Origin of the sequence: Photobacterium kasasachensis, assembly GCF_050336885.1 — a bacterium.
Lineage (GTDB): Bacteria > Pseudomonadota > Gammaproteobacteria > Enterobacterales > Vibrionaceae > Photobacterium > Photobacterium kasasachensis.
In genome coordinates, this window is the sequence record NZ_JAKJSH010000006.1 from 395,613 (window position 1) to 417,912 (window position 22,300).

General features: G+C 48.6%; 17 protein-coding genes. 9 read left to right on the forward strand and 8 right to left on the reverse strand.

Annotated features, from left to right (window positions below):
• Window positions 1-355 precede the first annotated feature (355 nt).
• Window positions 356-1,210, reverse strand: coding sequence for a MurR/RpiR family transcriptional regulator (locus L4D19_RS09485; RefSeq protein WP_075766522.1), 855 nt, complete (start codon window positions 1,208-1,210; stop codon window positions 356-358).
• Between the two features lie 316 nt (window positions 1,211-1,526).
• On the opposite strand from L4D19_RS09485, the gene L4D19_RS09490 reads away from it, so the two are divergent.
• The 4 genes from L4D19_RS09490 (at window position 1,527) to fabV (ending at window position 8,240) form a co-directional block, all read left to right on the forward strand.
• Window positions 1,527-2,375, forward strand: coding sequence for an SDR family oxidoreductase (locus tag L4D19_RS09490; protein WP_428452257.1), 849 nt, complete (start codon window positions 1,527-1,529; stop codon window positions 2,373-2,375).
• Between the two features lie 1,363 nt (window positions 2,376-3,738).
• Window positions 3,739-4,413: a TetR family transcriptional repressor PsrA gene (gene psrA / locus L4D19_RS09495; RefSeq protein WP_428452258.1), complete on the forward strand. Its 675-nt coding sequence runs from the start codon at window positions 3,739-3,741 to the stop codon at window positions 4,411-4,413.
• A gap of 46 nt (window positions 4,414-4,459) precedes the next feature.
• On the forward strand, window positions 4,460-6,736 hold the full coding sequence (locus L4D19_RS09500) for an acyl-CoA dehydrogenase (RefSeq protein ID WP_428452259.1): 2,277 nt from the start codon (window positions 4,460-4,462) through the stop codon (window positions 6,734-6,736).
• Window positions 6,737-7,037: 301 nt separating this feature from the next.
• Window positions 7,038-8,240 carry an enoyl-ACP reductase FabV gene (gene fabV, locus L4D19_RS09505; protein WP_428452260.1) on the forward strand — a complete coding sequence of 401 codons (1,203 nt, stop codon included), beginning with the start codon at window positions 7,038-7,040 and terminating at the stop codon, window positions 8,238-8,240.
• A gap of 105 nt (window positions 8,241-8,345) precedes the next feature.
• Here the strand turns inward: fabV and L4D19_RS09510 are convergent, their stop codons facing one another.
• The 4 genes from L4D19_RS09510 to L4D19_RS09525 all read right to left on the reverse strand — a co-directional run bounded on the left by L4D19_RS09510 (window position 8,346) and on the right by L4D19_RS09525 (window position 12,676).
• Window positions 8,346-9,689, reverse strand: a complete 1,344-nt coding sequence (locus L4D19_RS09510; RefSeq protein WP_428452261.1) for an ATP-binding protein — start codon at window positions 9,687-9,689, stop codon at window positions 8,346-8,348.
• Window positions 9,686-10,360, reverse strand: coding sequence for a response regulator (locus tag L4D19_RS09515; RefSeq protein ID WP_075766516.1), 675 nt, complete (start codon window positions 10,358-10,360; stop codon window positions 9,686-9,688). Before L4D19_RS09515 ends, L4D19_RS09510 begins: the two co-directional genes overlap by 4 nt.
• Window positions 10,361-10,573: 213 nt before the next feature.
• Window positions 10,574-12,256: an aspartate:alanine antiporter gene (locus L4D19_RS09520; RefSeq protein WP_428452262.1), complete on the reverse strand. Its 1,683-nt coding sequence runs from the start codon at window positions 12,254-12,256 to the stop codon at window positions 10,574-10,576.
• Window positions 12,257-12,412: 156 nt separating this feature from the next.
• On the reverse strand, window positions 12,413-12,676 hold the full coding sequence (locus L4D19_RS09525) for a GrxA family glutaredoxin (RefSeq protein WP_075766514.1): 264 nt from the start codon (window positions 12,674-12,676) through the stop codon (window positions 12,413-12,415).
• Window positions 12,677-12,952: 276 nt separating this feature from the next.
• On the opposite strand from L4D19_RS09525, the gene L4D19_RS09530 reads away from it, so the two are divergent.
• The 5 genes from L4D19_RS09530 (at window position 12,953) to L4D19_RS09550 (ending at window position 18,511) form a co-directional block, all read left to right on the forward strand.
• A complete protein-coding gene (locus tag L4D19_RS09530) occupies window positions 12,953-14,155 on the forward strand; it encodes an iron-containing alcohol dehydrogenase (RefSeq protein ID WP_428452263.1) in 1,203 nt (400 codons plus the stop codon).
• Between the two features lie 106 nt (window positions 14,156-14,261).
• Window positions 14,262-14,987 carry an oxygen-insensitive NADPH nitroreductase gene (nfsA, locus tag L4D19_RS09535; protein WP_428452264.1) on the forward strand — a complete coding sequence of 242 codons (726 nt, stop codon included), beginning with the start codon at window positions 14,262-14,264 and terminating at the stop codon, window positions 14,985-14,987.
• A gap of 173 nt (window positions 14,988-15,160) precedes the next feature.
• On the forward strand, window positions 15,161-16,384 hold the full coding sequence (locus L4D19_RS09540) for a hypothetical protein (protein ID WP_428452265.1): 1,224 nt from the start codon (window positions 15,161-15,163) through the stop codon (window positions 16,382-16,384).
• A 421-nt stretch (window positions 16,385-16,805) separates the two neighbouring features.
• Window positions 16,806-17,396: an acetate uptake transporter gene (locus L4D19_RS09545; RefSeq protein WP_075766510.1), complete on the forward strand. Its 591-nt coding sequence runs from the start codon at window positions 16,806-16,808 to the stop codon at window positions 17,394-17,396.
• Between the two features lie 146 nt (window positions 17,397-17,542).
• Window positions 17,543-18,511, forward strand: coding sequence for an ADP-ribosylglycohydrolase family protein (locus L4D19_RS09550; protein ID WP_428452266.1), 969 nt, complete (start codon window positions 17,543-17,545; stop codon window positions 18,509-18,511).
• 119 nt (window positions 18,512-18,630) lie between these two features.
• Here the strand turns inward: L4D19_RS09550 and L4D19_RS09555 are convergent, their stop codons facing one another.
• The 3 genes from L4D19_RS09555 to L4D19_RS09565 all read right to left on the reverse strand — a co-directional run bounded on the left by L4D19_RS09555 (window position 18,631) and on the right by L4D19_RS09565 (window position 22,277).
• Complete coding sequence (locus L4D19_RS09555) at window positions 18,631-19,992, reverse strand: L-serine ammonia-lyase (protein WP_428452267.1); 1,362 nt, start codon at window positions 19,990-19,992, stop codon at window positions 18,631-18,633.
• 240 nt (window positions 19,993-20,232) lie between these two features.
• Complete coding sequence (locus tag L4D19_RS09560; RefSeq protein WP_428452268.1) at window positions 20,233-21,486, reverse strand: aromatic amino acid transport family protein; 1,254 nt, start codon at window positions 21,484-21,486, stop codon at window positions 20,233-20,235.
• Window positions 21,487-21,677: 191 nt separating this feature from the next.
• On the reverse strand, window positions 21,678-22,277 hold the full coding sequence (locus L4D19_RS09565; protein WP_428452269.1) for a CoA pyrophosphatase: 600 nt from the start codon (window positions 22,275-22,277) through the stop codon (window positions 21,678-21,680).
• Window positions 22,278-22,300: the final 23 nt, after the last annotated feature.

The following is a 22,300-nucleotide window of genomic DNA, read 5'->3' on the forward strand; positions in this document are numbered from 1 at the left end:
ATTGAATGTGGATGAAACTTTACTACACGATAGCGCTTTACGGCGCTGTTCTCAATCAAGTAATTGTAAGAAACTACCAAGTCAAGATGAAAAGTTTATGAATAAATTTTCATTGTCATTCAAGCTGTTGTATTTGCTTCCCGGGGCCGCAAGAATAATCAGTCAGGCCGCTTTGGCGTGAACTGATGCCATTCATACGGGCTTGCGGGGGATTGCTGAACTGTAATAAGTGTAGTGTGTTGCTCGTTGAGTTGAAGGACGTGCTGGTTTTCTGGGGAGTGGGGTGAATAAAAAAGCATGAACAGGTTACGGTTCATGCTTTTAGGGTATGCAGGCTGGTAGAGTGATGCAGCCGTTACGCGATGCCTTCTTTCGAGAAACGTGAGTCCTTCAGGGACTCTTTCACTCGCTTGAGGTTTTCGCGAAATCCGGCGCCTCGGCGTAGAGTAAAGCCGGTCGCCAGCACATCAATGACAGTCATCTGAACCACACGGCTAGCCATTGGCATGTAGATGTCAGTATCTTCCGGTACGTCAAGACAGATAGAGAGCGAGCACTCACGATCTAGCGGCGAGTCTTTGGCTGTAATACCAATTACTGTTGCACCGTTCTCACGTGCCATACGGGCGATTTCTACCAGGCTCTTCGTGCGACCGGTATGCGAAATCATCACAACCACATCGCCGTCAGTGCAGTTGATCACACTCATGCGTTGCATAACAATATCATCGAAACAGACGATAGGAATGTTAAAGCGGAAGAACTTATTCTGGGCATCGTGGGCAACAGAAGCCGAAGCGCCGAGTCCGAAGAATGAAATTTTCTTCGCTTGGGTCAGCAAGTCAACGGCACGGTTAACCTGCATCGGATCAAGGCTATTTTTGGCAACATCCAGGCAAGCCATGGTTGATTCAAAAATTTTCGATGTATAGGCGTCTGGACCATCGTCTTCTTCAACGTTACGGTTAACGTAAGGTGTTCCGTTTGCAAGGCTTTGTGCGAGGTGCAGTTTAAAGTCCGGAAAACCTTTGGTATCAAGGCGACGGCAAAAACGGTTCACGGTAGGCTCACTGACATCAGCCATTTTGGCCAGTGTCGCAATACTGGAGTGAATCGCTGTCTGTGGTGACGCGATGATTACTTCAGCAACCTTACGTTCGGATTTGCTGAAGTTATCTAAGTTCTTTTGAATTTTCTCTAGGGTATTCATAGCGATTACCGCGCTTCGTTACTGAATTTCATTAGAGGCCTTCATGGGTTCACGAAGCCAATTTGGTGAAACTATACTACTTTTTATGGATATGCTCCTAGCAAATCGATGAATATAGCTTTTACTTTTTATTATAGTTTGACAGGGATCGAATTTTTCCTTTCAGTTCTGAAAAATTTTTTTAGAAAAATGCCTGTTATGCGCGAATTATTCGAGGATTTGTGTTGTTTATTTTCATTTGTAAGGAATTAATTTACAGATCGAAATAAATAACCGTAGTTATTTTATGTCTTTTGTTGCATTTGAAGAGGGATCAATGATGAAGGTGAGTATATGCGGCTGCGGGTGGCTCGGGTTGCCTCTGGCAAAGCATTTGGTTCAAAACGGCTATGAGACATATGGTACCAGCCGGGATCGAAACCGGATTAGCCAGCTAGCTGCTGTCGGCATTCATGGTGTTGAATTATCGCTTCCGATCGAAAATCCACAGGCTGAAAACTGCGATGGAAGACAGGGGCAACATGCTGACTTTTTCAATACAGACGTATTAGTTATCAATGTTCCGCCCGGTAGGGGGGAAGGCGCTGATGCAGCTTTTGTTGCGAAGATAAAAAGCTTGTCGGCTGCCGCTCAGGCGCATGGCTGCAAACGGGTAATATTCATCAGTACAACCTCCGTTTATGGCAGCGTCGCAGGAGAAGTTACGGAATCTACGGCACCTGTGCCGGACACTGCGAGCGGCAAGGCGCATCGGTTGCTTGAACAGTGGCTTCATGATCAATGGGGGGAAGAGGTTGTTGTCCTACGGCTTGCAGGCTTGATTGGGCCGGATCGTCATCCGGTGAAATTCCTGTCTGGCCGCACAGCGTTGGCTAATGGTGCTGAGCCTGTGAATCTGGTGCATCTTGATGATTGTATCCAGGCAATCAGCTGCGTGATTGCATGCTGGCCAACTCAGTCAGTGTTGCATCTGGCTGCGCCGAGTCATCCGACACGGCAAGTCTATTATACGAAAATGGCGACGCTGGCAGGTTTGCCTTTGCCTGATTTTGCGCCTTCGGTTGTCGTGCAGGGAAAGGAGATCAACGCAGAGCAGACATTTGCTGTATTGGGGCTCGCGTTGACACACCCCGATCTGATGGCGATGAGCCCCGAGTACGACTGATGCATCTGAGGTAGCTTGGGTATATTAGAAATTACGCAAAAAAAAGCGCTGAGAAAAGGCTCAGCGCAACATTCCATTATATGAATAGGAGTTAAAGCAGCAGTGGCAATCAATAATTACCTGCTCGAGATATGACCTTACATATACAGAGCCGATAACATTAATCTTACTTAATATGACTGTGCCAACTCAGTAAGGTTCAAAAAAAATTAAAAAAATAGTATCGGCTTTCTATAAACGCTTTATTTACTTATAGTTAGTGTGTTTTATGGCCTGTTTTTGATTTGCTCAGATGTAATTGCCAGTGTGATTACTAATACATTTCAGGCTTGCTTCTGTCTTAATTGCAAGAAGTGAGTAACAAGTGAGAACGAGGATCGTATTTCAAACTTGTTCAATAGGCAAAAAAAAGCCCGCTGAAAATTCAGCGGGTTAAATCCTTAACACAATTAGGAGTTTAGCAGCAGTGGCATTGTTGATTAATGAAAAGTGTTGGTTAACTCTCCATTAATGTGAATGTCATTAGTTATGACTGGCATAAAAAGGAATGGTTCAAAAAAAGATTAATTTTTTTTGTTTTTTAATAGAGCTAAAGCTCAATAGCTGTCGGAACGGTAGTAGGTAAGAGCAGTACAGTGTTTAGCGACAGTAATAACAGCATCTTATATCACGACATATAAAAAAAGCCCGCTGAAAGTCAGCGGGCAAAGGCTCTATTTACACAATTAGGAGTTTAGCAGCAGTGGCATTGTTAGATTAAAGAAAGAAGGCTTGCTTGGCGGCCAGCTAACAAAATAATGTGTCTTTAATCTTAATGTCACTATATATGACTGATCGTTTTTGCGTTGGTTCCTTAAATTTCAAAAAATCGATCAAATTTTTTCCAGTGTCTGTATTTGTTGCTAGCAGCGATACCAGGGGAGAGGAAAGCTAGGTTGCAGTCTCTGAACGTTCGGCTCGGTCTTGGTGATCGGCCGCCAGAATAAAGAAAGCCCATCTCCATTAGGTGACGGGCTCTGAAGAAAGTCTTCTAAGAAAAAGCAGTGGCATAATATATGACCCACGATCTGTTTTTTTGTTCCCGTTAAATGGCATTTTTTCTTATTATTTTTTCTCTGCTGCCCAAGTAAATATGCTTTCATCATTCTGGTGGTATATTAGTTGTTGATTTAACAAGTTTTTAACGTGATTGGGTGTGGTACTTCTCTTTTCTCATTCTACAAAAATTGGCGATCAGCGTCACAGACTGGCTGATTCATGTGGGTTTTGAGCCCCAAATGACTCATTCGAATTTATTTGTGTCTTGTTAAAAATATTAATGAGATGTAAAGTTTAAACATGTGTTTAATACAGGTGAATGAAAATGGCGGGAAAAGGAGAAACCAAAAGCCGTATCCTTGATGCGGCAGAGCTGTTGTTTGCAGAACATGGCTTCAAAGAAACGTCATTGCGGACCATAACCAGTAAGGCCGGTGTTAACCTAGCCTCGGTAAATTATCATTACGGCGATAAGAAAACCTTGGTCAGAGCGGTGCTGAGCCGTTATCTGGAAGAGTTTATGCCTGCCCTGAAAGCTGAGCTGGAAGTGCTGCTGACACGTGACGATTTTTCAATGGAAGATGTCTTTCGTTGCGTGAAAACACCGTTGATCAACCTGAACGACTACCGTCAGAAAGGCGCGACAATCTTCATGTCTCTTATCGGCCGGGGGTATACCGATGTTCAGGGGCACCTACGCTGGTTCATTCTTACCCGCTATGAAGACGTGCTGCAATTGTTTACCACGGCGGTATGCCGCGCCAACCCCTCTTTGGATCCCGAAACCTTATTCTGGCGATTGCATTTCACCCTGGGAGCTTCTGTTTTCACCATGGCCTCGACGACCGCCTTGTGTGAAATTGCCGAAAGTGACTTCTCCCGCACGGTAACGACTGAAGACTTGATTGAACGACTGGTGCCTTACCTGGCTGCCGGCGTTGCTGCACCCATTGAACAACCGCTCTTGCTTGTGCAAGAAGAGCCGACAGGAACACGATAAGTGACATAAAACCAATAACGACAAATGAGACAAAAGGACCTGAAACATGAGCACGTTAACCAACATGCGAAAACGCTACCTCAGTGATCCCGCATTTAAGATGTTTAAGAAAGTACTGCCGCCACTGTCTGATACCGAACGCGAGGCCATGGAGGCCGGAAGCGTATGGTGGGATGGGGAGCTATTCAGCGGTTCTCCCAACTGGAATACGTTGCTGAACTACCCGAAGCCATCGCTCAGCGATGAAGAGCAGGCTTTTATCGACACCAAGCTGAAAACACTGCTTGATATGCTTGATGACTACCAGATTGTTCAGGAAGACCGGGATTTGCCGCCTGACGTCTGGGAATACTTGCGTAAAGAAAAGTTCTTCTCATTAATCATTGGTAAAGAATACGGTGGGTTGAACTTTTCCGCCCACGCCAACTCAACAATTGTGACCAGTATTGCGACTCGTAGCCTGAGTGCCGCGGTGTGTGTCATGGTGCCGAACTCTCTCGGCCCGGGTGAATTGCTGTCCCATTACGGTACTAAGGATCAGAAAGACTACTGGTTGCCACGTCTTGCCCATGGTGACGATATTCCATGTTTTGCCCTCACTGGACCGGAGGCGGGTTCTGATGCCGGCGGCATCCCGGATCTGGGGGTGGTGTGTTATGGCGAATATCAGGGCGAGGAAGTACTGGGTATCCGCGTGAGCTGGAATAAACGCTATATCACTTTGGCGCCTGTCGCTACCGTGCTCGGACTTGCCTTCAAGCTTCACGATCCGGATGGCCTGATTGGCGATAAGACTGATATCGGTATTACCTGTGCGTTGATCCCTGCAGATCACCCGGGAGTCGAAATCGGTGAGCGCCATGATCCTCTGAATCTTGCCTTTATGAATGGCCCGACTCGCGGAGAGGATGTCTTTATCCCGATGGATTGGGTCATTGGCGGCCAGGATTATGTCGGACGCGGCTGGCGAATGCTGGTGGAGTGCCTGTCGGCCGGTCGCGGTATCTCATTGCCGGCATTGGGAACCGCAGTCGGTCACCTGACAGCCAGAACCACCGGGGCGTACGCCTATGTGCGTAAGCAGTTCGGTATGTCGATTGGTAACTTTGAAGGGGTTGCCCAGGCCATGGGTCGTATCGGTGGCTACACCTATATGCTGGAAGCGTCCCGTACCCTGACAACCAGTTCGCTGGATATGGGGGAAAAGCCGGGTATCGTCACTGCAATAGCCAAGTACCACATGACTGAAATGGCCAGGACAATCCTGAACGATGCCATGGATATTCACGCCGGGCGGGCAATTCAGCTGGGTCCGATGAACTACCTGGGTCATCATTATTTCGGCATGCCGGTGGCAATCACGGTTGAAGGGGCAAATATCCTGACCCGTAACCTGATGATCTTCGGTCAGGGGGCAACCCGATGCCATCCCTATGTTCTGAGCGAAATGGAGGCGGCTGCCAATCCTGATGCCGAACAGGGGGCCAAAGAGTTCGATACGTTGCTGTCGAAGCATATCGGCTTTGCAATTGGTAATGTGTCGAAATCCCTGCTTAACGCTTTCAGCGGTTCCCGCTTTAACCGATCACCTGTCAGCGGTGAAACGGCGGCTTACTACCGTCACTTGTCGCGGATGAGCCGGGCACTGGCTGTCGCTGCTGATTTTGCCATGCTGAGCCTGGGCGGTGAGCTGAAACGGCGTGAGCTGGTATCGGCGCGATTGGGTGATGTGCTTAGCCATTTATATCTGGCTTCGGCAACCTTGAAGCGGTTCGAAGACGAAGGTCGTCAGCAGGATGATTTGCCGATGGTACATTACGCGTTGCAGCACTGCCTGCATCAATGCGGTGTGGCCTTTGACGAAGTGCTGAGCAACTTCCCGCGTCAGGGCGTTGGTCGTCTGCTGCGCACTTTGCTGTTCCCGCTGGGGATTCGCTACCAGGCACCGAAAGATGAGATTACGGTGAAGATTGCTGAGCTGTTAATGACTCCCGGTGCACATCGTGAGCGCTTGACCCATATGTGCTATGTCGGAGAGAAGGACAGCGATCCCGTAGCGATTATGGAGCGTGCCTTTATTGCCATGCACGGTGTAAAGGATATTGAGCGTAAACTTGCCAAGGCAACCAAGTCTGGTGAGATCCCGCGCAAGGTTTCGTTAACAGAGAAATTACAAATTGCCTTGAGTGCGGGTATCGTCACAGATCAGGATGTCGAAAAAATGCACAATGCTGACCAGCTAAGACAGAAAGCGATTCAGGTTGATCACTTTGCTGCTGCTCAGTTTAAAAAAGGTAGTTTGCAACCGGGAAAGGCTGCCTAAGAGCGATTGCTCTCTAACGAACGATAAACCTGGTGTCTCCCATGTGCCACGCAATTGCGTGGCACTTTTTTATCTGCAGTTTGCCGATCTCCCGCAATGGCATAACGAACTTCTTCCCTTCTTTTTTCACTTTTTCGACGGCTACAGAGAGTGAAATTTGTGCAAAAATAGGCAGTATGAGTCGAAAAGTGGTGTTCAACACCTCCAACCACTACCCTTTTTAGCGTTTACGCTCATAAATTTAATGCGAATTTGTAATTAACCTTTTATCCTACAGTCAACTATGTAAGGGAAGTTGAAAATGATCATCAAACCTAAAATTCGTGGATTTATTTGTACAACAACTCACCCGCTGGGTTGTGAAGAGAACGTAAAAGAGCAGATTGCTTATACCAAGGCTCAGGGCCCAATTGCTGATGCGCCAAAGCGTGTACTTGTTGTGGGTTCTTCAAGCGGCTACGGCCTGTCCTCTCGTATTGCTGCAGCATTCGGCGGCGGTGCGGCGACCATTGGTGTGTTCTTTGAAAAACCAGGTACAGAGAAAAAGCCAGGTACAGCAGGTTGGTACAACTCAGCTGCATTCGACAAGTTAGCCAAAGAAGAAGGCCTTTACTCGAAAAGCCTGAATGGTGATGCTTTCTCTCACGAAGCAAAACAAAAAGTCATTGATCTGATTAAAGAAGATCTTGGTCAGATTGATATGGTAGTTTACTCACTGGCGTCTCCAGTGCGTAAGATGCCGGAAACCGGTGAAGTGGTACGCTCAACCCTGAAACCTATGGGCGAGACTTACACTGCAACAGCCGTTGATACAAACAAAGACGTACTGATTGAAGCAAGCATCGAGCCGGCGAACGAGCAGGAAGTGGCTGATACGGTAACAGTCATGGGCGGCCAGGACTGGGAGCTGTGGATCAATGCTCTGTCAGAGGCCGGTGTGCTGGCTGACGGTTGTAAGACTGTTGCTTACAGCTACATTGGTACCGAAATTACTTGGCCAATTTATTGGCATGGTGCGCTGGGCCAGGCGAAAATGGACCTGGACCGAGCAGCGACAGAGCTTAACAACAAGCTGTCTGCAACTGGCGGCGCGGCAAATGTTGCTGTACTGAAGAGTGTCGTCACTCAGGCAAGCTCTGCAATTCCTGTAATGCCATTATATATTGCAATGGTATTCAAGAAAATGCGCGAAGAAGGCGTACACGAGGGCTGCATGGAGCAGATCCACCGTATGTTTACTCAGCGCCTATACAAGGCTGACGGAAGCGCGGCAGAAGTTGATGCTGAAAACCGTCTGCGCCTGGATGACTGGGAACTGCGCGAAGATATCCAGAAGCACTGCCGTGATCTGTGGCCAAATGTAACGAACGAAAACCTGTTTGAGGTTGCGGACTACCAGGAATACAAAGATGAATTCCTGAAGCTGTTCGGTTTCGGTATTGAGTCTGTAGACTACGATGCAGATGTGAACCCGCTGGTTGAGTTTGATGTAGAGAATATCTAATCAAGCTACCTTAGCCGGTAACACCAGAAAGCTTAAAACCGCCCTCGGGCGGTTTTTTTGATTGGAGCCGCTTGTTCAATTGCTTTATCAAGGTAAAGAACAGGCTTAGTGCTTGGGTATGCGAATCACAAATGCCGCGCCCTCGATGCTGGCTGTCTCGACATGGATCGTGCCCTGATAGCTTTTGACGATCTCGTGGCAGACTGACAGGCCGATGCCCTGACCGGGGTTGAGCTGGTCGGCACGGACTCCGCGCTGGAAAATCGCCTCGCGCATCTCTTCGCACACACCCGGGCCGTCATCTTCAATCCGGATCATATAGCAATCATTATGTTCATCGACACAAACCCGCACTTCACTAATACAGAAGCGGTAAGCGTTCTCGAGCAGGTTGCCTAGCAGCTCCATCAGGTCGGTACGGTTGATAGGCAACTTGAGCTTAAGATCGAAAAAGTATCTGAGATTCACGCTCTTATCGCTGTAGACTTTGCTCAGCAAACGGCTGAAGCTGTCTACGGCCGGTTTTAGCTCGGTTTGATCTTTTTGCAGGCCTTGTTGGCCCATCATGGCGCGTTTGAGCTGGTACTGAACCAGTTCATCCATCTGGCTGATTTGCTCCATGATCCGCTGGTTGAGATCGGGACGGGCGATGTCCTTGTCATCCAGCAGGGCATTGGTAGCGGCTAGCCGTGTTTTCAGGCTGTGGGCCAGATCGTCCATCGCGTGGCGATAGCGCCCCTTTTGGTCGTTACTGATCTGGATAAGTCGGTTCAGCGCCAGAGTAACGTCCTGAAGCTCCATCGGAAAATCATCATCAAGCTTGTTCCGCTTGGCTTCGGTCATCTGATCCAGCTGTGCTGCCAGTTTTCGCAGTGGCTGGAAGCTCCAGTGAAAAGCGGCGATAAGAAAGGCTATCGCGATCAGGACAAACAGTCCGAGATAGAAAGTCGTGCGCTTGTGCAGCTGGTTCAGTGACGACTGGTAGGATTCACCCGAACGCAGTACGACCAGCTGGTAGATATTGCCACCTTCGCGATCCCGGCTCATGTTGTAAGCAATAAAGCTCTCATTATCTGCCGTTTCGATTAAGGTCGGTACCGGGATATCGTCCGGCAGCTCGCTGCAGATGTTGCCAATGTTGGCCTCCTTGGCTTCGTCTGACAGCCAGATCGTATGGTCTTTCATATCACAGACGACGGACATGTAGTCTGTATCGGAAGGATCGACAGAATCAATCCACTTATCGACATCTTTAATCAGGCCAGCCCGGTTGAGCTGTGCTACCACCATCGGCATCTGCGCCACCAGTTCCGAAGAATAGGCAGCCATATAGCTCTGGCTGTAGAGTTGGTTGATAACGCCAGCCAGTGCCGAGGTGATAAGGACAATGATCGCCACTGAGGTAACCAGTACCCGGCGGCGAAGCCTTGGTTTCAGGATCTGACTCATTGAGCTTGCAACTCGAAAATATAGCCCTGGCCACGAATCGTCGAAATAGGGTTTTCCTGGCCATTGGTGGTGAATTTCTTGCGCAGGCGGCTGATCATCACTTCAATGGTGTTTGGATCGCCTTCCTGATCTTCGTACAGTACATCGAGCAGGCGTTGCTTAGACACTACCTGGCGGCTGTGGCGCATCAGATACTCCAGCAGATCATATTCAAAGGCGGTCAGCTCCAGCTGGGTCTCGCCGATGAAAACTTGCTTGGCCAGCAAATCGACGCGGATTTCACCCGCGGTCATCTCGGGTTTTACAAACCCGGCGCTGCGGCGAACAAGGGCGCTCAGGCGAGCAACCATTTCCTCTTTCTGGAATGGCTTGACCAGGTAGTCATCGGCGCCTGCTTCAAGGCCGGTCACTTTGTCTTGCCAGTTCGAGCGGGCAGTCAGGATCAGAATCGGCAACCGAAGTCCTTTTTTGCGGATATCTTTGATCAGGCTGATGCCGTCGCGATCCGGCAGGCCAATATCAACGATCGCGACGTCATTGGGGTAATTTTGGGCAAAGAACAGGCCTTCCTCTGCAGTGCCTGCACATTGTACCTGGTGGCCTAGTTCACTGAGCTGAGATTTTAGGTGATGACTGAGAATTGGGTCATCTTCGACGATAAGGATACGCATAATTCTGATTACCAAAAATAAAAGTATTAATTCAATATACTGAATACAAAAGGGGCTGGCGAATATCGGGCTGATGAAATGTGTGCTCAAACCGCACTATTCGCTTAAAAATGCTTGTATTGGTATCACTATAGGTAAGAGGACTGAATAGACGCTGACTCGTCAATCACAATTCCGTGATTGCGAGTCAGCGTCCGGTACTGTTGTAACAGTCTAGCCGAGGATGATGATGAGGGTACCGGCGATGGTCAGCAGTACGTTGGCAATGGCATAGGTCCCGGCATAGCCAAGGGCAGGGATAGTACTGCGGGCATGTTCATTGATCATATCCATGGCCGGTGCACAGGTACGGGCACCGATGATGGCACCAAACAGCAATGCCCGGTTCATCTTCAGGATATAGGCACCGAACAGGTAAGCCAGTACGACCGGGATCACGCTAACCATCAGACTGGTCGCAAATACGGCCAGGCCGACTTGGGCCAGTGATTCGAACAGGTTGGAGCCGGCACTCAGACCGATACCCACCATAAATACCATGAGGCCGAGATCTTTGGTCATGTTCAGTGCGCCTTGCGGTACATAACCGAAAGTTGGGTGGTTGGCCCTCAGGAAACCCAGGGTGATACCGGCGACCAGCAGGCCGGCTGCGCTACCCAGCCCGAATGCAATCTGGCCAAAGGTCATGGTGATAGTTCCTACCAACAAGCCAATGATGAAGAAGCAGCAGAAGGCAAGCAGATCGGCAATCTGGCTGTGTACCGAGATAAAACCGATACGTTCTGCCAGGCCGAGTACCCGACTTTTCTCACCGCTGACCTGCAGGATATCCCCTTTGTCGAGCAGAATATTGTGGTCCATTGGCATTTCGATCTGGGCGCGAACAACGCGGTTCAGGAAACAGCCGTATTCAGACAGGTTCAGATCGGACAAGCGCTTGCCGGCAATACTGTCATTTTTAACCACGATCTCTTCTTCGACAACACGCAGATCGAGCAGGTCGCGGTCAAAAACCTCTTTCCCGTTTCGAAAGCTGGGATCCAGACGGGCATGGCTGTCCGGGTAGCCGACCAGGGCGATTTCATCGCCCTCTTGTAAAATGGCATCGCCGTCGGGGTTGGCCAGGATACCGTTACGGCGAACCCGCTCGATATAACAACCTGTCTGGCGGTAAATACCTAGCTCACGCAGGTTACGGCCGTCAATCCAGTCAATCAGCTCAGGGCCGGCACGGTAAGCACGGATAATCGGCAGGTAGACCTTGCGTTGGCCGACTTCGCCAATGCCGCGCTCACGGGCGATTTGCTGTGAAGATTCGGCCAGATTTTGCTTCTGAAGTTTCGGCATGAGCTTGGCCAGCACGATAAGGCTCACCAGACCAACCAGATAGGACATGGCATAGCCGACGCTGAGGCTGTCAACCATATGTTTGATCATATTGCTGTCGACAATGCCTGACAGGCCGCTATTCAGCGCGTCCTTCGCACCTACCAGTACCGGTGTAGCTGTCAGAGAACCGGCCATCAAACCGGTGGCTAATCCCAGTTCAAGGTTGAGGTAGTTGGCCATGCTCATGGTGATGGCAATCGCTGAAAGCAGTACGACCAGTGTCAGCATTAGATAATGCTTGCCGTCGCGGAAGAAGATACCGAAAAAATTCGGCCCGGCTTCGATACCGACGCAGAAAATAAACAGCATAAAGCCGATATTCAGGGACTCGGCATTGAACGTAAACCCGGCATTGCCAAAGAGTAATGCTGTGAGCAGTACACCGATGGAATTACCGATTTGAAGGTTGGCGATTCGGAGTTTTCCGACACTGAGACCAACAGCGAGTACAACAAAAAGCAACAGAATATCATTCTGATGAAGAAGGGCGGCTACATCAATGTTCACAACAACATTTTCCGGTGAAGAAAGACAGCAACAAGAGTGGTGGAATTCTAGCTGATTTTAGGCGACGGTTATACCGAAAAATCACATATCAGTACAATAAGTCACAAAAAAAGGCTGAATAGTCAGCCTTTTTTAAGTGTTTGTTAAAACTAGGTTTTACTGGAAAAGACCCAAGTTTTCTTTTGCGTATGCTTCAAATTCAGTGCAGCCGCCGACATGTTCCTGGTCGATGAAGATCTGAGGAACAGTTTCTACAGGTTTTCCGACTGTTTTTTCAAGATCAGCCTTGCTGATGCCCTCGGCGTGGATGTCGACATAACGGTAGTTGAAGTCTTCACGATCTTCTTTCAGCGTGTCTGCCAGCTCTTTGGCACGAACACAGAATGGGCAGCCCGGACGACCGAAAATAACAACGAACATAATCTCTCTCCTTTATTCTGATGCGGTAACTATATCGTGACTGGATGTGATGAGAAAGTGGGATTTATCTCTTGCTGTGATAGATAAAACCGATTGATAGCGAGTTTTCGCTTTTAAGGGTGAAAAGGGCGGAAACGAACGAAGTGTGATGAGGTAGTGATTATGGCTGACAAGTACCACGTTCTCGGCAAAATGTTGCTCAGAATCAACATTGCACTCCGTCTAGCGGGCACACTCGATGATAATGAAATAATTCAATAGTGTAATGGAGTGCCTATGTTCCAGTTTATGACGTCTACTCGGATCATATTCGGAGAAGGAGCCCTGAATAATTCACTGTCCTCGCTTAATCAGTTTGGCTATAGCGTCTTGCTGGTGACCGGTAGAGACAGCCAGCGGGCCGATCCGGTGATCAGTTATCTCAAGCAGCAGAATATGCGTTATCAGCAAGTTGCCGTTCATGGCGAGCCGCTGATAGCCATGATCGAAGAAATGGCCGCGATGGGGCGCAAGTTCCGGCCGGATATGGTGCTGGCGATTGGTGGTGGCAGTGTGCTGGATGCCGGTAAGGCGTTGGCGGCGATGATCCCGAATCAGGGCAGTGTGTATGACTATGTCGAGGTGGTCGGGCGAAACGTGCCGTTGCAGGCCAAGCCCATTCCGTTTATTGCGGTTCCGACCACTGCCGGAACCGGCTCGGAAGTCAGCAAGAATGCCGTGCTCCGGTCGGCCCAGGAAAACGTCAAGGTCAGCTTGCGGAGCCCGGATATGCTGGCTGATCTGGCGATAGTCGACCCGACGCTTACCTACGGGATGGATCCGGTTATGACGGGCTGTTGCGGGATGGATGCCTTCAGCCACCTGATGGAAGCCTATGTGTGCGGTGATCCTAATCCGTTGACCGATATGGTGTGTGAAGAAGGGCTGCGGCGTCTGTCCGGTGCGATCCTGGCAGCCAGTGAGGATGATGATCCACGCGCTCGTTCTGACATGTCGTTTGCGGCGATGCTGGGTGGAATGGCATTGGCGAACGCCAAGCTCGGGGCTGCCCACGGGCTGGCATCTGCACTTGGCGGTCGCCTTGATGCTCCCCACGGGTTGATCACAGCCCAACTTTCTCCGTATGTGATGCAGGAAAATGTATTGGCCGCCAGGGAAGCGGGCAGGGCAGATGTGCTGAACCGCTACCGTCAGCTTGCGTGTATCCTGACGGGCAGAATGAATGCCGAAATCATTGACGGCATTCTATGGACCAAGCGGACCCTGAAGCGGCTGAATCTCCCCCCGATTTCGGACTATGGCCTGTGCAATGTCATGTTCAATGAAGTTGCCGAAGATGCGCTGTTGTCGAATGCCATCAAAGGCAATCCGCTACCATTAAATAAGGAGCGCCTATTAAGCATCTTGGAGCAAATATGTAACTGTTGTCCCAACAAGCGGTCACCTGAGCTTGATTCTGCTGACAAGTTGGATAATTAACCGGCAGACTTGGTTCCATCTTGACAGAAGCTTAATGATAGAGACGGTGAATTTGTGTTACATTGCGCAGCAATTTTAAATAATCTCAAGTGTGATAAGGATATCCATGAATCAGACCATCGAGACTATTCTCCAGCACCGTTCAATCCGTAAGTTTACGGAGCAGCCTATTTCTGCCCAGCAGTTATCGGCCATTCTTGACTGTGCGATTGCGGCCTCATCGTCTAGTTTCATTCAGTGTGTCAGTATTGTTCGGATTACCGAAACTGACAAACGCGAGCAATTGGCCGAGTTCGCCGGTGGTCAGCCCTATGTTGCCTCGGCAGCCGAGTTTTTGGTGTTTTGCGCTGATTTCCAGCGTCATCAGCAAATTCATCCCGAGGCGCAACTGGGATTTACAGAGCAGACTCTGATTGGTGCTGTGGATGCCGCGCTGATGGCGCAAAATGCCTTGGTAGCTGCCGAGTCTCTGGGGCTAGGCGGGGTGTACATCGGCGGAATTCGGAACAAACCTGAAGGCGTTTCGAAATTATTGTCACTTCCGCACCACGTGATCCCATTATTTGGATTATGCTTGGGATATCCGGCACAACATCCTGAATTGAAGCCTAGATTGCCTCAGTCAATGATTGTGCATCAAAATAGCTACCGGGCCGAGCTGGATAGCGTACAGCTGGCGCATTATGACAATGAGGTGCGCGAATATTATCGAACCCGAACTGGTGGTAACAAAGAAACTTCGTGGTCTGAGCAAATCACAGCGACATTGAATAAAGAGGCTCGGCCATTTATGAAGGATTTTATCAATACTAAAGGCTTTAGCGTTAAATAATAACAAGATAGAACTAAAAGACTCAATTTGAGTCCAAAATACTAATAAGCGTATTTGCTTAGATACTGATTGAGACATGCAGCCATGCTTTTTGGCCGATAATGACTTTTTGATGTCTGTTGGTCGATTTTAATCAGTATTGTGTTTTGCAAATTTTAACAGCGGAATGAGATATGAAACAATTTGGGAAAGTGGCTTGTATTATTTGCCTTGCCACTTTACTGAGTGCTTGCCAAAGCACACCAGAGGGTGAAGAAGGAGTTTCATCTCAGATACATACCGAAAATCTTTTTCAGGGTGCCCTGAAAGCACACCAAATCTGGCTAAAAAAGCTGGAGGATACCGAGCAGCTGAAAGTCTATTCACCCGATAAGTATGCCTTAATGATGTCGAGCTGGGAAAAGGCGGATTCAATTTTCCAGGAATTTAAAGATTCGCCAGAGGTGGCATCCAAAAGCTATTCGCTGTTTTCATCATCGACTTACCTTGATCGCTTTTATGAAGAAGTCATCGTGCTGGAGCAGACCTTAAAGGAACTCGAGCACTTAAAACGTGTAGCGGATGATCTGCTTGAGCCGGCAATCACTCAGTTGAACTATCTGAATTCGATCGATGCTCGCCAGTATTATCGCAGCGAGTATGTCAGGCTGACCCGGTTTTACGCCAAGTTATTCCGCTTGGTGGAAAACAGTGAATTGAGCGATGCCAAAGAAGAGCAGGACGAATTTCTAGAGCGTGCGCATAGCTTGGAAATTCGGACAATTAAGAAGACTTATATTTCTCCTCAGGAAGATGCGCTGCGAAAGCTGCGGCGTGAAGATGTTAGATACTATGCGCCTGTAAGTTATGCCAGAGTCGAGGCGGAGATTTTGAAAGGCAAAGAGCTGATTGAACGAGCCCCCAGAGCCTTTGATGATATAAAGCGAATTGTTTCTGAAATTCAGTTCGAACTTGCCCATGCCAAGCATATAGCACTGGAAGTAAAAGCACTTCGTGATCGAAGCAAAGATGAATACGAGAACTTTATCCTTGATATCGAGACCAAGCTGTTGCAAATATCCATGGCACTCAATGGCAGTGATCTGAGGGATCAGTCGTTAAAAAGCCAGGCCGAGCAGATTAAGGGCGAGGTGACGAATGCAAGTCAGTTGTATGCCGCCTCGCAAAAGGCAGGTGGTGCTCAGGACAATGATGAACAGCTTGCAGCCCTAACGGCATTGGTGACTGCGCAGCAGAAACAGATTAAGCAGCTTAAGGCACGTCTCATGGGTAACCCCGACAGCTTGCCGACAGCCAATGCTGAGCAGCTTGCAGCAGGAACAGGCTCTCTGGAGCTGAATACTTCAGCTGAAGATGTACCGGAGAGGCTGACGTCGGGGCGTACAGTCAGTCAGTAATTCGCGAGATATCGGTCGTTGTGTCTGAAGTATAAGGCATGTTAGCCGGGATAAATGTTGTTTAGAACAGAAAAGCAGCCACAGGCTGCTTTTTTTGTGGTTTTTTATTGTGTAAACAAATGCTAAAGCTAGTGTAAAGTGTTTTTGTGATGTATATCAATAAGTTATACTGAAATGGCCTTTTGTATTCAGCTAGGTATGTGAATTTGATTACATTTAAACACGATAAACCGAGTCAAAAATCACAAAAAAACTTTACATATTTAGCCCATAATTCCACTTTTTTTTAGTTTGGCTAAGAAATGAGCTGAAATTGGATTGATTTGCCCCCCATCATCCTTTAGAATTCGCCGCGCATCAAAAATGCACCCATTTTTTAATTTTTATCACATTTTTTGAATTACTCCTGTAGGGGAACTAAATGTCTACGAAACTTGCTAACCCAGCGCCTCTTGGCCTTATGGGTTTTGGTATGACCACTATCCTTTTGAATATCCACAATGCGGGCTTCTTCCCGATTGATTCTATGATCCTGGCGATGGGTATTTTCTATGGTGGCATTAGCCAAGTGATCGTAGGCACAATGTGCTTTAAGCGTGGTGATACGTTTGGTACAACAGCATTTACTTCTTACGGCCTGTTCTGGCTAACGCTGGTTGGTCTGATTGTTATGCCTTACATGGGTCTGCCTGCAAGCCCTGCAAGCTTCATGGGTTGGTACCTGCTACTTTGGGGTGTCTTCACGGGCTTCATGTTCATTGGCTCTCTATGCTACCCACGTGCTAAGCAGTTCGTATTCGGCTCCCTGACTGTATTGTTCTTCCTGTTGGCTGCTCGTGATTTCACAGGTAGTGAACTGATTGGTACTATCGCTGGTTTCGAAGGTATCATCTGTGGTGCAAGTGCAATCTACTTCGCGATGGCTCAGGTACTGAACAATGAGTACGGCCGTACAATCCTACCGGTTGGCGAACTGAAAAAAGAGAAAGCAAGCCTGAAAGCCGCTGCTTAATCTGACAGAATTTGGAAAAACCTCGCTCCGGCGAGGTTTTTTTATACCTGCGATTTGTAACCAGCTGCCGGGGGAAAGGGAACTATAGTGCGGCTGAAATTGGTATAAGCTTATGATTATATTTTCTGAGCAAAAGGGTGGGGACAATGGCGCAACGTTACGCAGCGTTAATGGGCGCATTGGTTGCCGATGCCGCCAGCATGGGAACGCACTGGATATATTCTCCCGAACGGATCAAGCAGCTGGCAGACATGCCGCATTTTCCTTTTATCGAGCCGAATGCCGAACACTACGAAGGAGTGGACGGTTATTATGCTCATGACAAGTTAACTGCTGGCGAATTAACGGCTTATGGAGAATGGTTGGCTCTGTATATTCGCTTGTTGGGTGGTTCTGATACAGGGACTCATGCTATCCAGCAGCAGATCCTCGAGTACTTCGGACCGGGCGGTGAGTTTATTGGTTATATCGATAGCCCGACCAAGGCGCTGTTGCTGACCTTGTTCTCACTGCCTCCGGAAGATTGGCCTGAAGATTCGGGGAGCGAAGACGACCAGAATCCGGCCCTGTGCTCTGTGCCGGCACTGGTATCACTGAAAATGCCCTCTGAGCAGCTTGAACAGGAGATTGAGCGCATCGTCGGCATTACCCACCAGAACGAGACAGCGCTCGCGTGCGCCAAGGCCTTTGCCAGTGCCCTCAACGAGGCGTTGCGCTCAAGGCGGATGGAGCCTGTGCTCAACGTGCTTAAGGTGAAAGCGCCGGAAGCCATCCGAGACAAGATAGAGCAGGTCAGGCTGCTCAGCGGAGATGTGAACGACTTGAGCCATGTCCTGGCTATTGTCAATCAGGCCTGTCACCTTGCTGACAGTCTGCCGATGGCTGCCTGGATACTGCAAAACAGCGAGAGTTATACCGAGGCGATTATCAAGAATATCCAGGTTTCGGGTGATACCTGCGGTCGTGGGATCCTGGTTGGTGCGCTAGCCGGAGCCTGCTACGGTTTTGGTGACGAGAAGGGGATCCCAATCTCCTGGGTAACAACCCTACAGTGCGGCGAAGCGCTGGCAGAAGATATCGAACAGCTGTTGAAGGTTTCGAGTACCGAGTCGTAAGTAAAGAAGTTAAGGTACGAAAAAAGCTACCCAGTGGGTAGCTTTTACTACATAGCTTCCAAGTTATTTAACGAGAAAGAGCACTTTCTCGAAACTCGTCACTCAAAACGCCTAACTGCTTAGCAGATAACCTTGATAGCCAGGCCGCCCTGAGAGGTCTCACGGTACTTGGCGTTCATGTCCTTACCTGTCTCAAGCATGGTTTCGATAACCTTGTCCAGAGAAACGCGAGGCTCAGAGGCACGACGTAGCGCCATGCGAGATGCATTGATTGCTTTAACCGCTGCAATACCGTTACGCTCGATACATGGTACCTGTACCTGGCCGGCAACTGGGTCACATGTCAGACCAAGGTTATGCTCCATAGCAATTTCTGCGGCCATACATACTTGCTCAGGGCTACCGCCCATCAGCTCAGCAAGGCCGGCAGCTGCCATTGAACATGCCACACCCACTTCACCCTGACAGCCTACTTCGGCACCCGAGATAGAAGCGTTGCGCTTGTACAGGCCACCAATTGCACCAGAAGCGGCGAAGTAGCGAGTATATTCTTTTGGTCCAACAGACTGGATGAACTTGTCGTAGTACGCCAGTACCGCAGGGATGATACCGCAAGCACCGTTGGTTGGAGCCGTAACAACACGGCCGCCAGCCGCATTTTCTTCGTTGACAGCAAATGCGTACATGTTAACCCAATCAACGACTGTCATTGGGTCATTGCTCAGTTTTTCAGTCGTCATTAGCTGCTGGCGCAAGGCGGCAGCACGGCGAGGAACACGTAGTGGTCCAGGCAGAATACCTTCTTCGCTCATACCACGTTCCATACACTCACGCATGGTTTTCCAGATATTGGCGAAGTAAGTGTTAATCTCTTCCTCGGCATTCATCGCGCGCTCGTTAGCCATTACCAGAGAGCTGATAGACAGACCGCTTTCTTTGCATTGTTCAACCAGCTCTTCAGCCATGGTGTACATGTAAGGAACTTTAACGCTTGATTCTGCTGCTTTGCCGAAGTTTTCTTCATCAACGATAAAGCCACCGCCGATGGAATAATACGTTTTCGTATAGGCTTCTTCGTCACCAATCCACGCGTGGATGGTCATGCCGTTTTCGTGCAAAGGAAGGTTGGTAGTATGGAAGTTCATACCGCCGTCGCGAGGGAAATCTACAGTGTGGCAGTGCATGCCAACAGGAAGGCGCTCGGTTTCTTCAACACGAGACATAAAGCCCGGGATACTATCGATATCAACATGCTCCGGGCTGTTGCCCGCAAGCCCCATAATGATAGCGATATCTGTGTGGTGACCTTTACCGGTAAGAGAAAGTGAACCATAAACGTCAACGGTAATTTTAGTTACATCACGTAATTTGCCCATTGAGCGCAGGTCGTCAATAAACTCCTTACCTGCTTTCATTGGACCAACCGTGTGCGAACTGGAAGGGCCCACACCAATTTTGTAGATATCAAAAACACTGATCATGCGAATTACCTCAGTCGGTAGGAAGCGCTCTTGCCTCCGGCCAAGACTGTCATAGTATTAAACTCTCGCCCCTTCCTTGGCGAGATCACTAGAAAAACAAAAGAGCAGTCGGCACACGCTTCCTGCTCTTTGGTGTCATATATTCTACCCGAATTGCTTGAGAAGACTATGCGTAGTGGCACATTTTCTCAGACAGCTAAGTTGGTAGTCCATATTAATCACAACAAGTGTGATGCTCTCTTAGAATGCGCCGTAGATTACAGAAGTAATTGCCGCGATACCACAAAGAGCTGTGAAGATCTGTACTGGTGCAGATGTCTTGTACTTAGCCATAGCTGGTACTTTGTACATTGCGAATACAGGCATCAGGAACAGGATTGCTGCAATCATTGGAGCACCCATAGTTTCAATCATGCCCAGGATGCTTGGGTTGATAACCGCAACAATCCAGGTAGTAACTACGATGAAACCTAGAGAGATTTTCTCAATCTTCTTAATAGGCATTTCAGAGCGAGATTTCGCCAGGCCTACAAGACCTTCGTGAGCACCCAGGAAGTGACCGAAGTAGCTTGAAGTAATTGCCGCGAAAGCAACCAGTGGACCAAGCAGAGAAATCAGCGGAGACTCGTGAACGTTAGCAAGGTAAGACAGAACACTGATGTTTTGTGATTTTGCTGTTGCTAGCTCCTCTGGAGACAGAGACAGAACAACAGAGAATACGAAGAACATCACAAAGCCCATCAGCATCATTGCTGCGCCGCCAGTGATCATGTCAGTTTTCTTCGCTGCATCTTCACCGTATACACGACGCTGTTCTTTAGAGAACTGGCTGATGATTGGGCTGTGGTTGAAAGAGAATACGATGATTGGAATTGCTAGCCAGATAATAGCTGGCATTGCGCTCCAGTCAGGGCTTACCGATACCATTGATGTGTTCCAATCAGGGATCAGGTATACAGATAGTGCAAGCAGGATGAATACCAGTGGGTATACCATTGCAGAGGTGGCTTTAAGCATTAGCTCTTTGCCGAAGACAACACCTGCAGTCATCGCAACGATCAGGCCGCCAGACAGAAGCCAGCGTGGAACAGATTCCATGCCCATCTGGTTAACCATGAAAGAATCGACTGTGTTGGTAATACCAACGCCGTAGATTAGAACGATTGGGTAGATGGCGAAGAAGTAAGCAAAAGTGATGATGTTTGCGCCAGCTTTACCAAAGTGTTCTTCAACAGTATCGGTGATGTCAGCTTCTGGGTTTTTAGCAGAAAGTACAAAACGAGCCAAGCTCTTGTGTGCGAACCAAGTCATTGGTGCTGCAATCAGGGCCAGGATAACCAGTGGCCAGAAACCGCCGGCACCGGCTTTAATCGGAAGGAAAAGTACACCGGCACCTACAGCGGTACCGAATAGTGAAAGTGCCCAAGTAAAATCTTTATACGTCCATTTTGCTTTAGCCGTTGAAGCTACTGCTGTGTTGGAAGTGGTATGCATGGTTATATACCTAAGTTAAATTACGGAACGGAAATTAGGAACGGCGCGCATTTTGAGGATTTATAGAAGGAAAACTTTGATCGAGATCCCGTTATGTAATGGGTGCAAATTGCAATACAATTAAAGGTGATCTTGATCACAAAGGATGTTGCGGGCAGGTTAGGGAAAATGATGTGTTAGAAGTGGGTTTATTAATACCAAAGCTGTTTTGATAACAATCGAATCATCTGGGCGGTTGCCCCCCAAATAGCATAATCACCGTATGGAATTGCATAAATATTGTGTTTTATGCCGTCGATAGTAAATTTCTCAGTGCGCATATTCACCGGGTTTAATAGGTGGTTGATAGGTACTTCAAACAGGTCGTCAACCTCGTTTGGGTCCAGGTCTGGCCTGTAGTTTGGGGAGATGATCGACAAGTACGGCGTAACGATATAGCCACTGATTGTCGGCAAAGAAGGAAGCTGCCCCAATATGCGCTCTCTGTTGCATAAAATTCCAGTTTCTTCTTTTGTTTCCCGGATGGCAGTCTCAATTAAATCAGTATCTTGTGACTCATATCCGCCACCTGGAAAGGCAATTTGGCCCGGGTGGTGTTTTAAGTGGCTGGCGCGACGTGTCAGGACAACGTTGAAACTATTCTGGCGAGGAACAAGGGGGATCATAACCGCTGCTCGCTTAAACGAGCCGGACGCAGACACATGCTGTCTGACCCGAGCCGAGTGGCTTTGGTCATAGCTGGTCTGTGGGGCTAGCAGAAAACGCGCTAGCAATTGTTGCTGATAGTTCATAAACCGTCCGTGGTTATTGATAG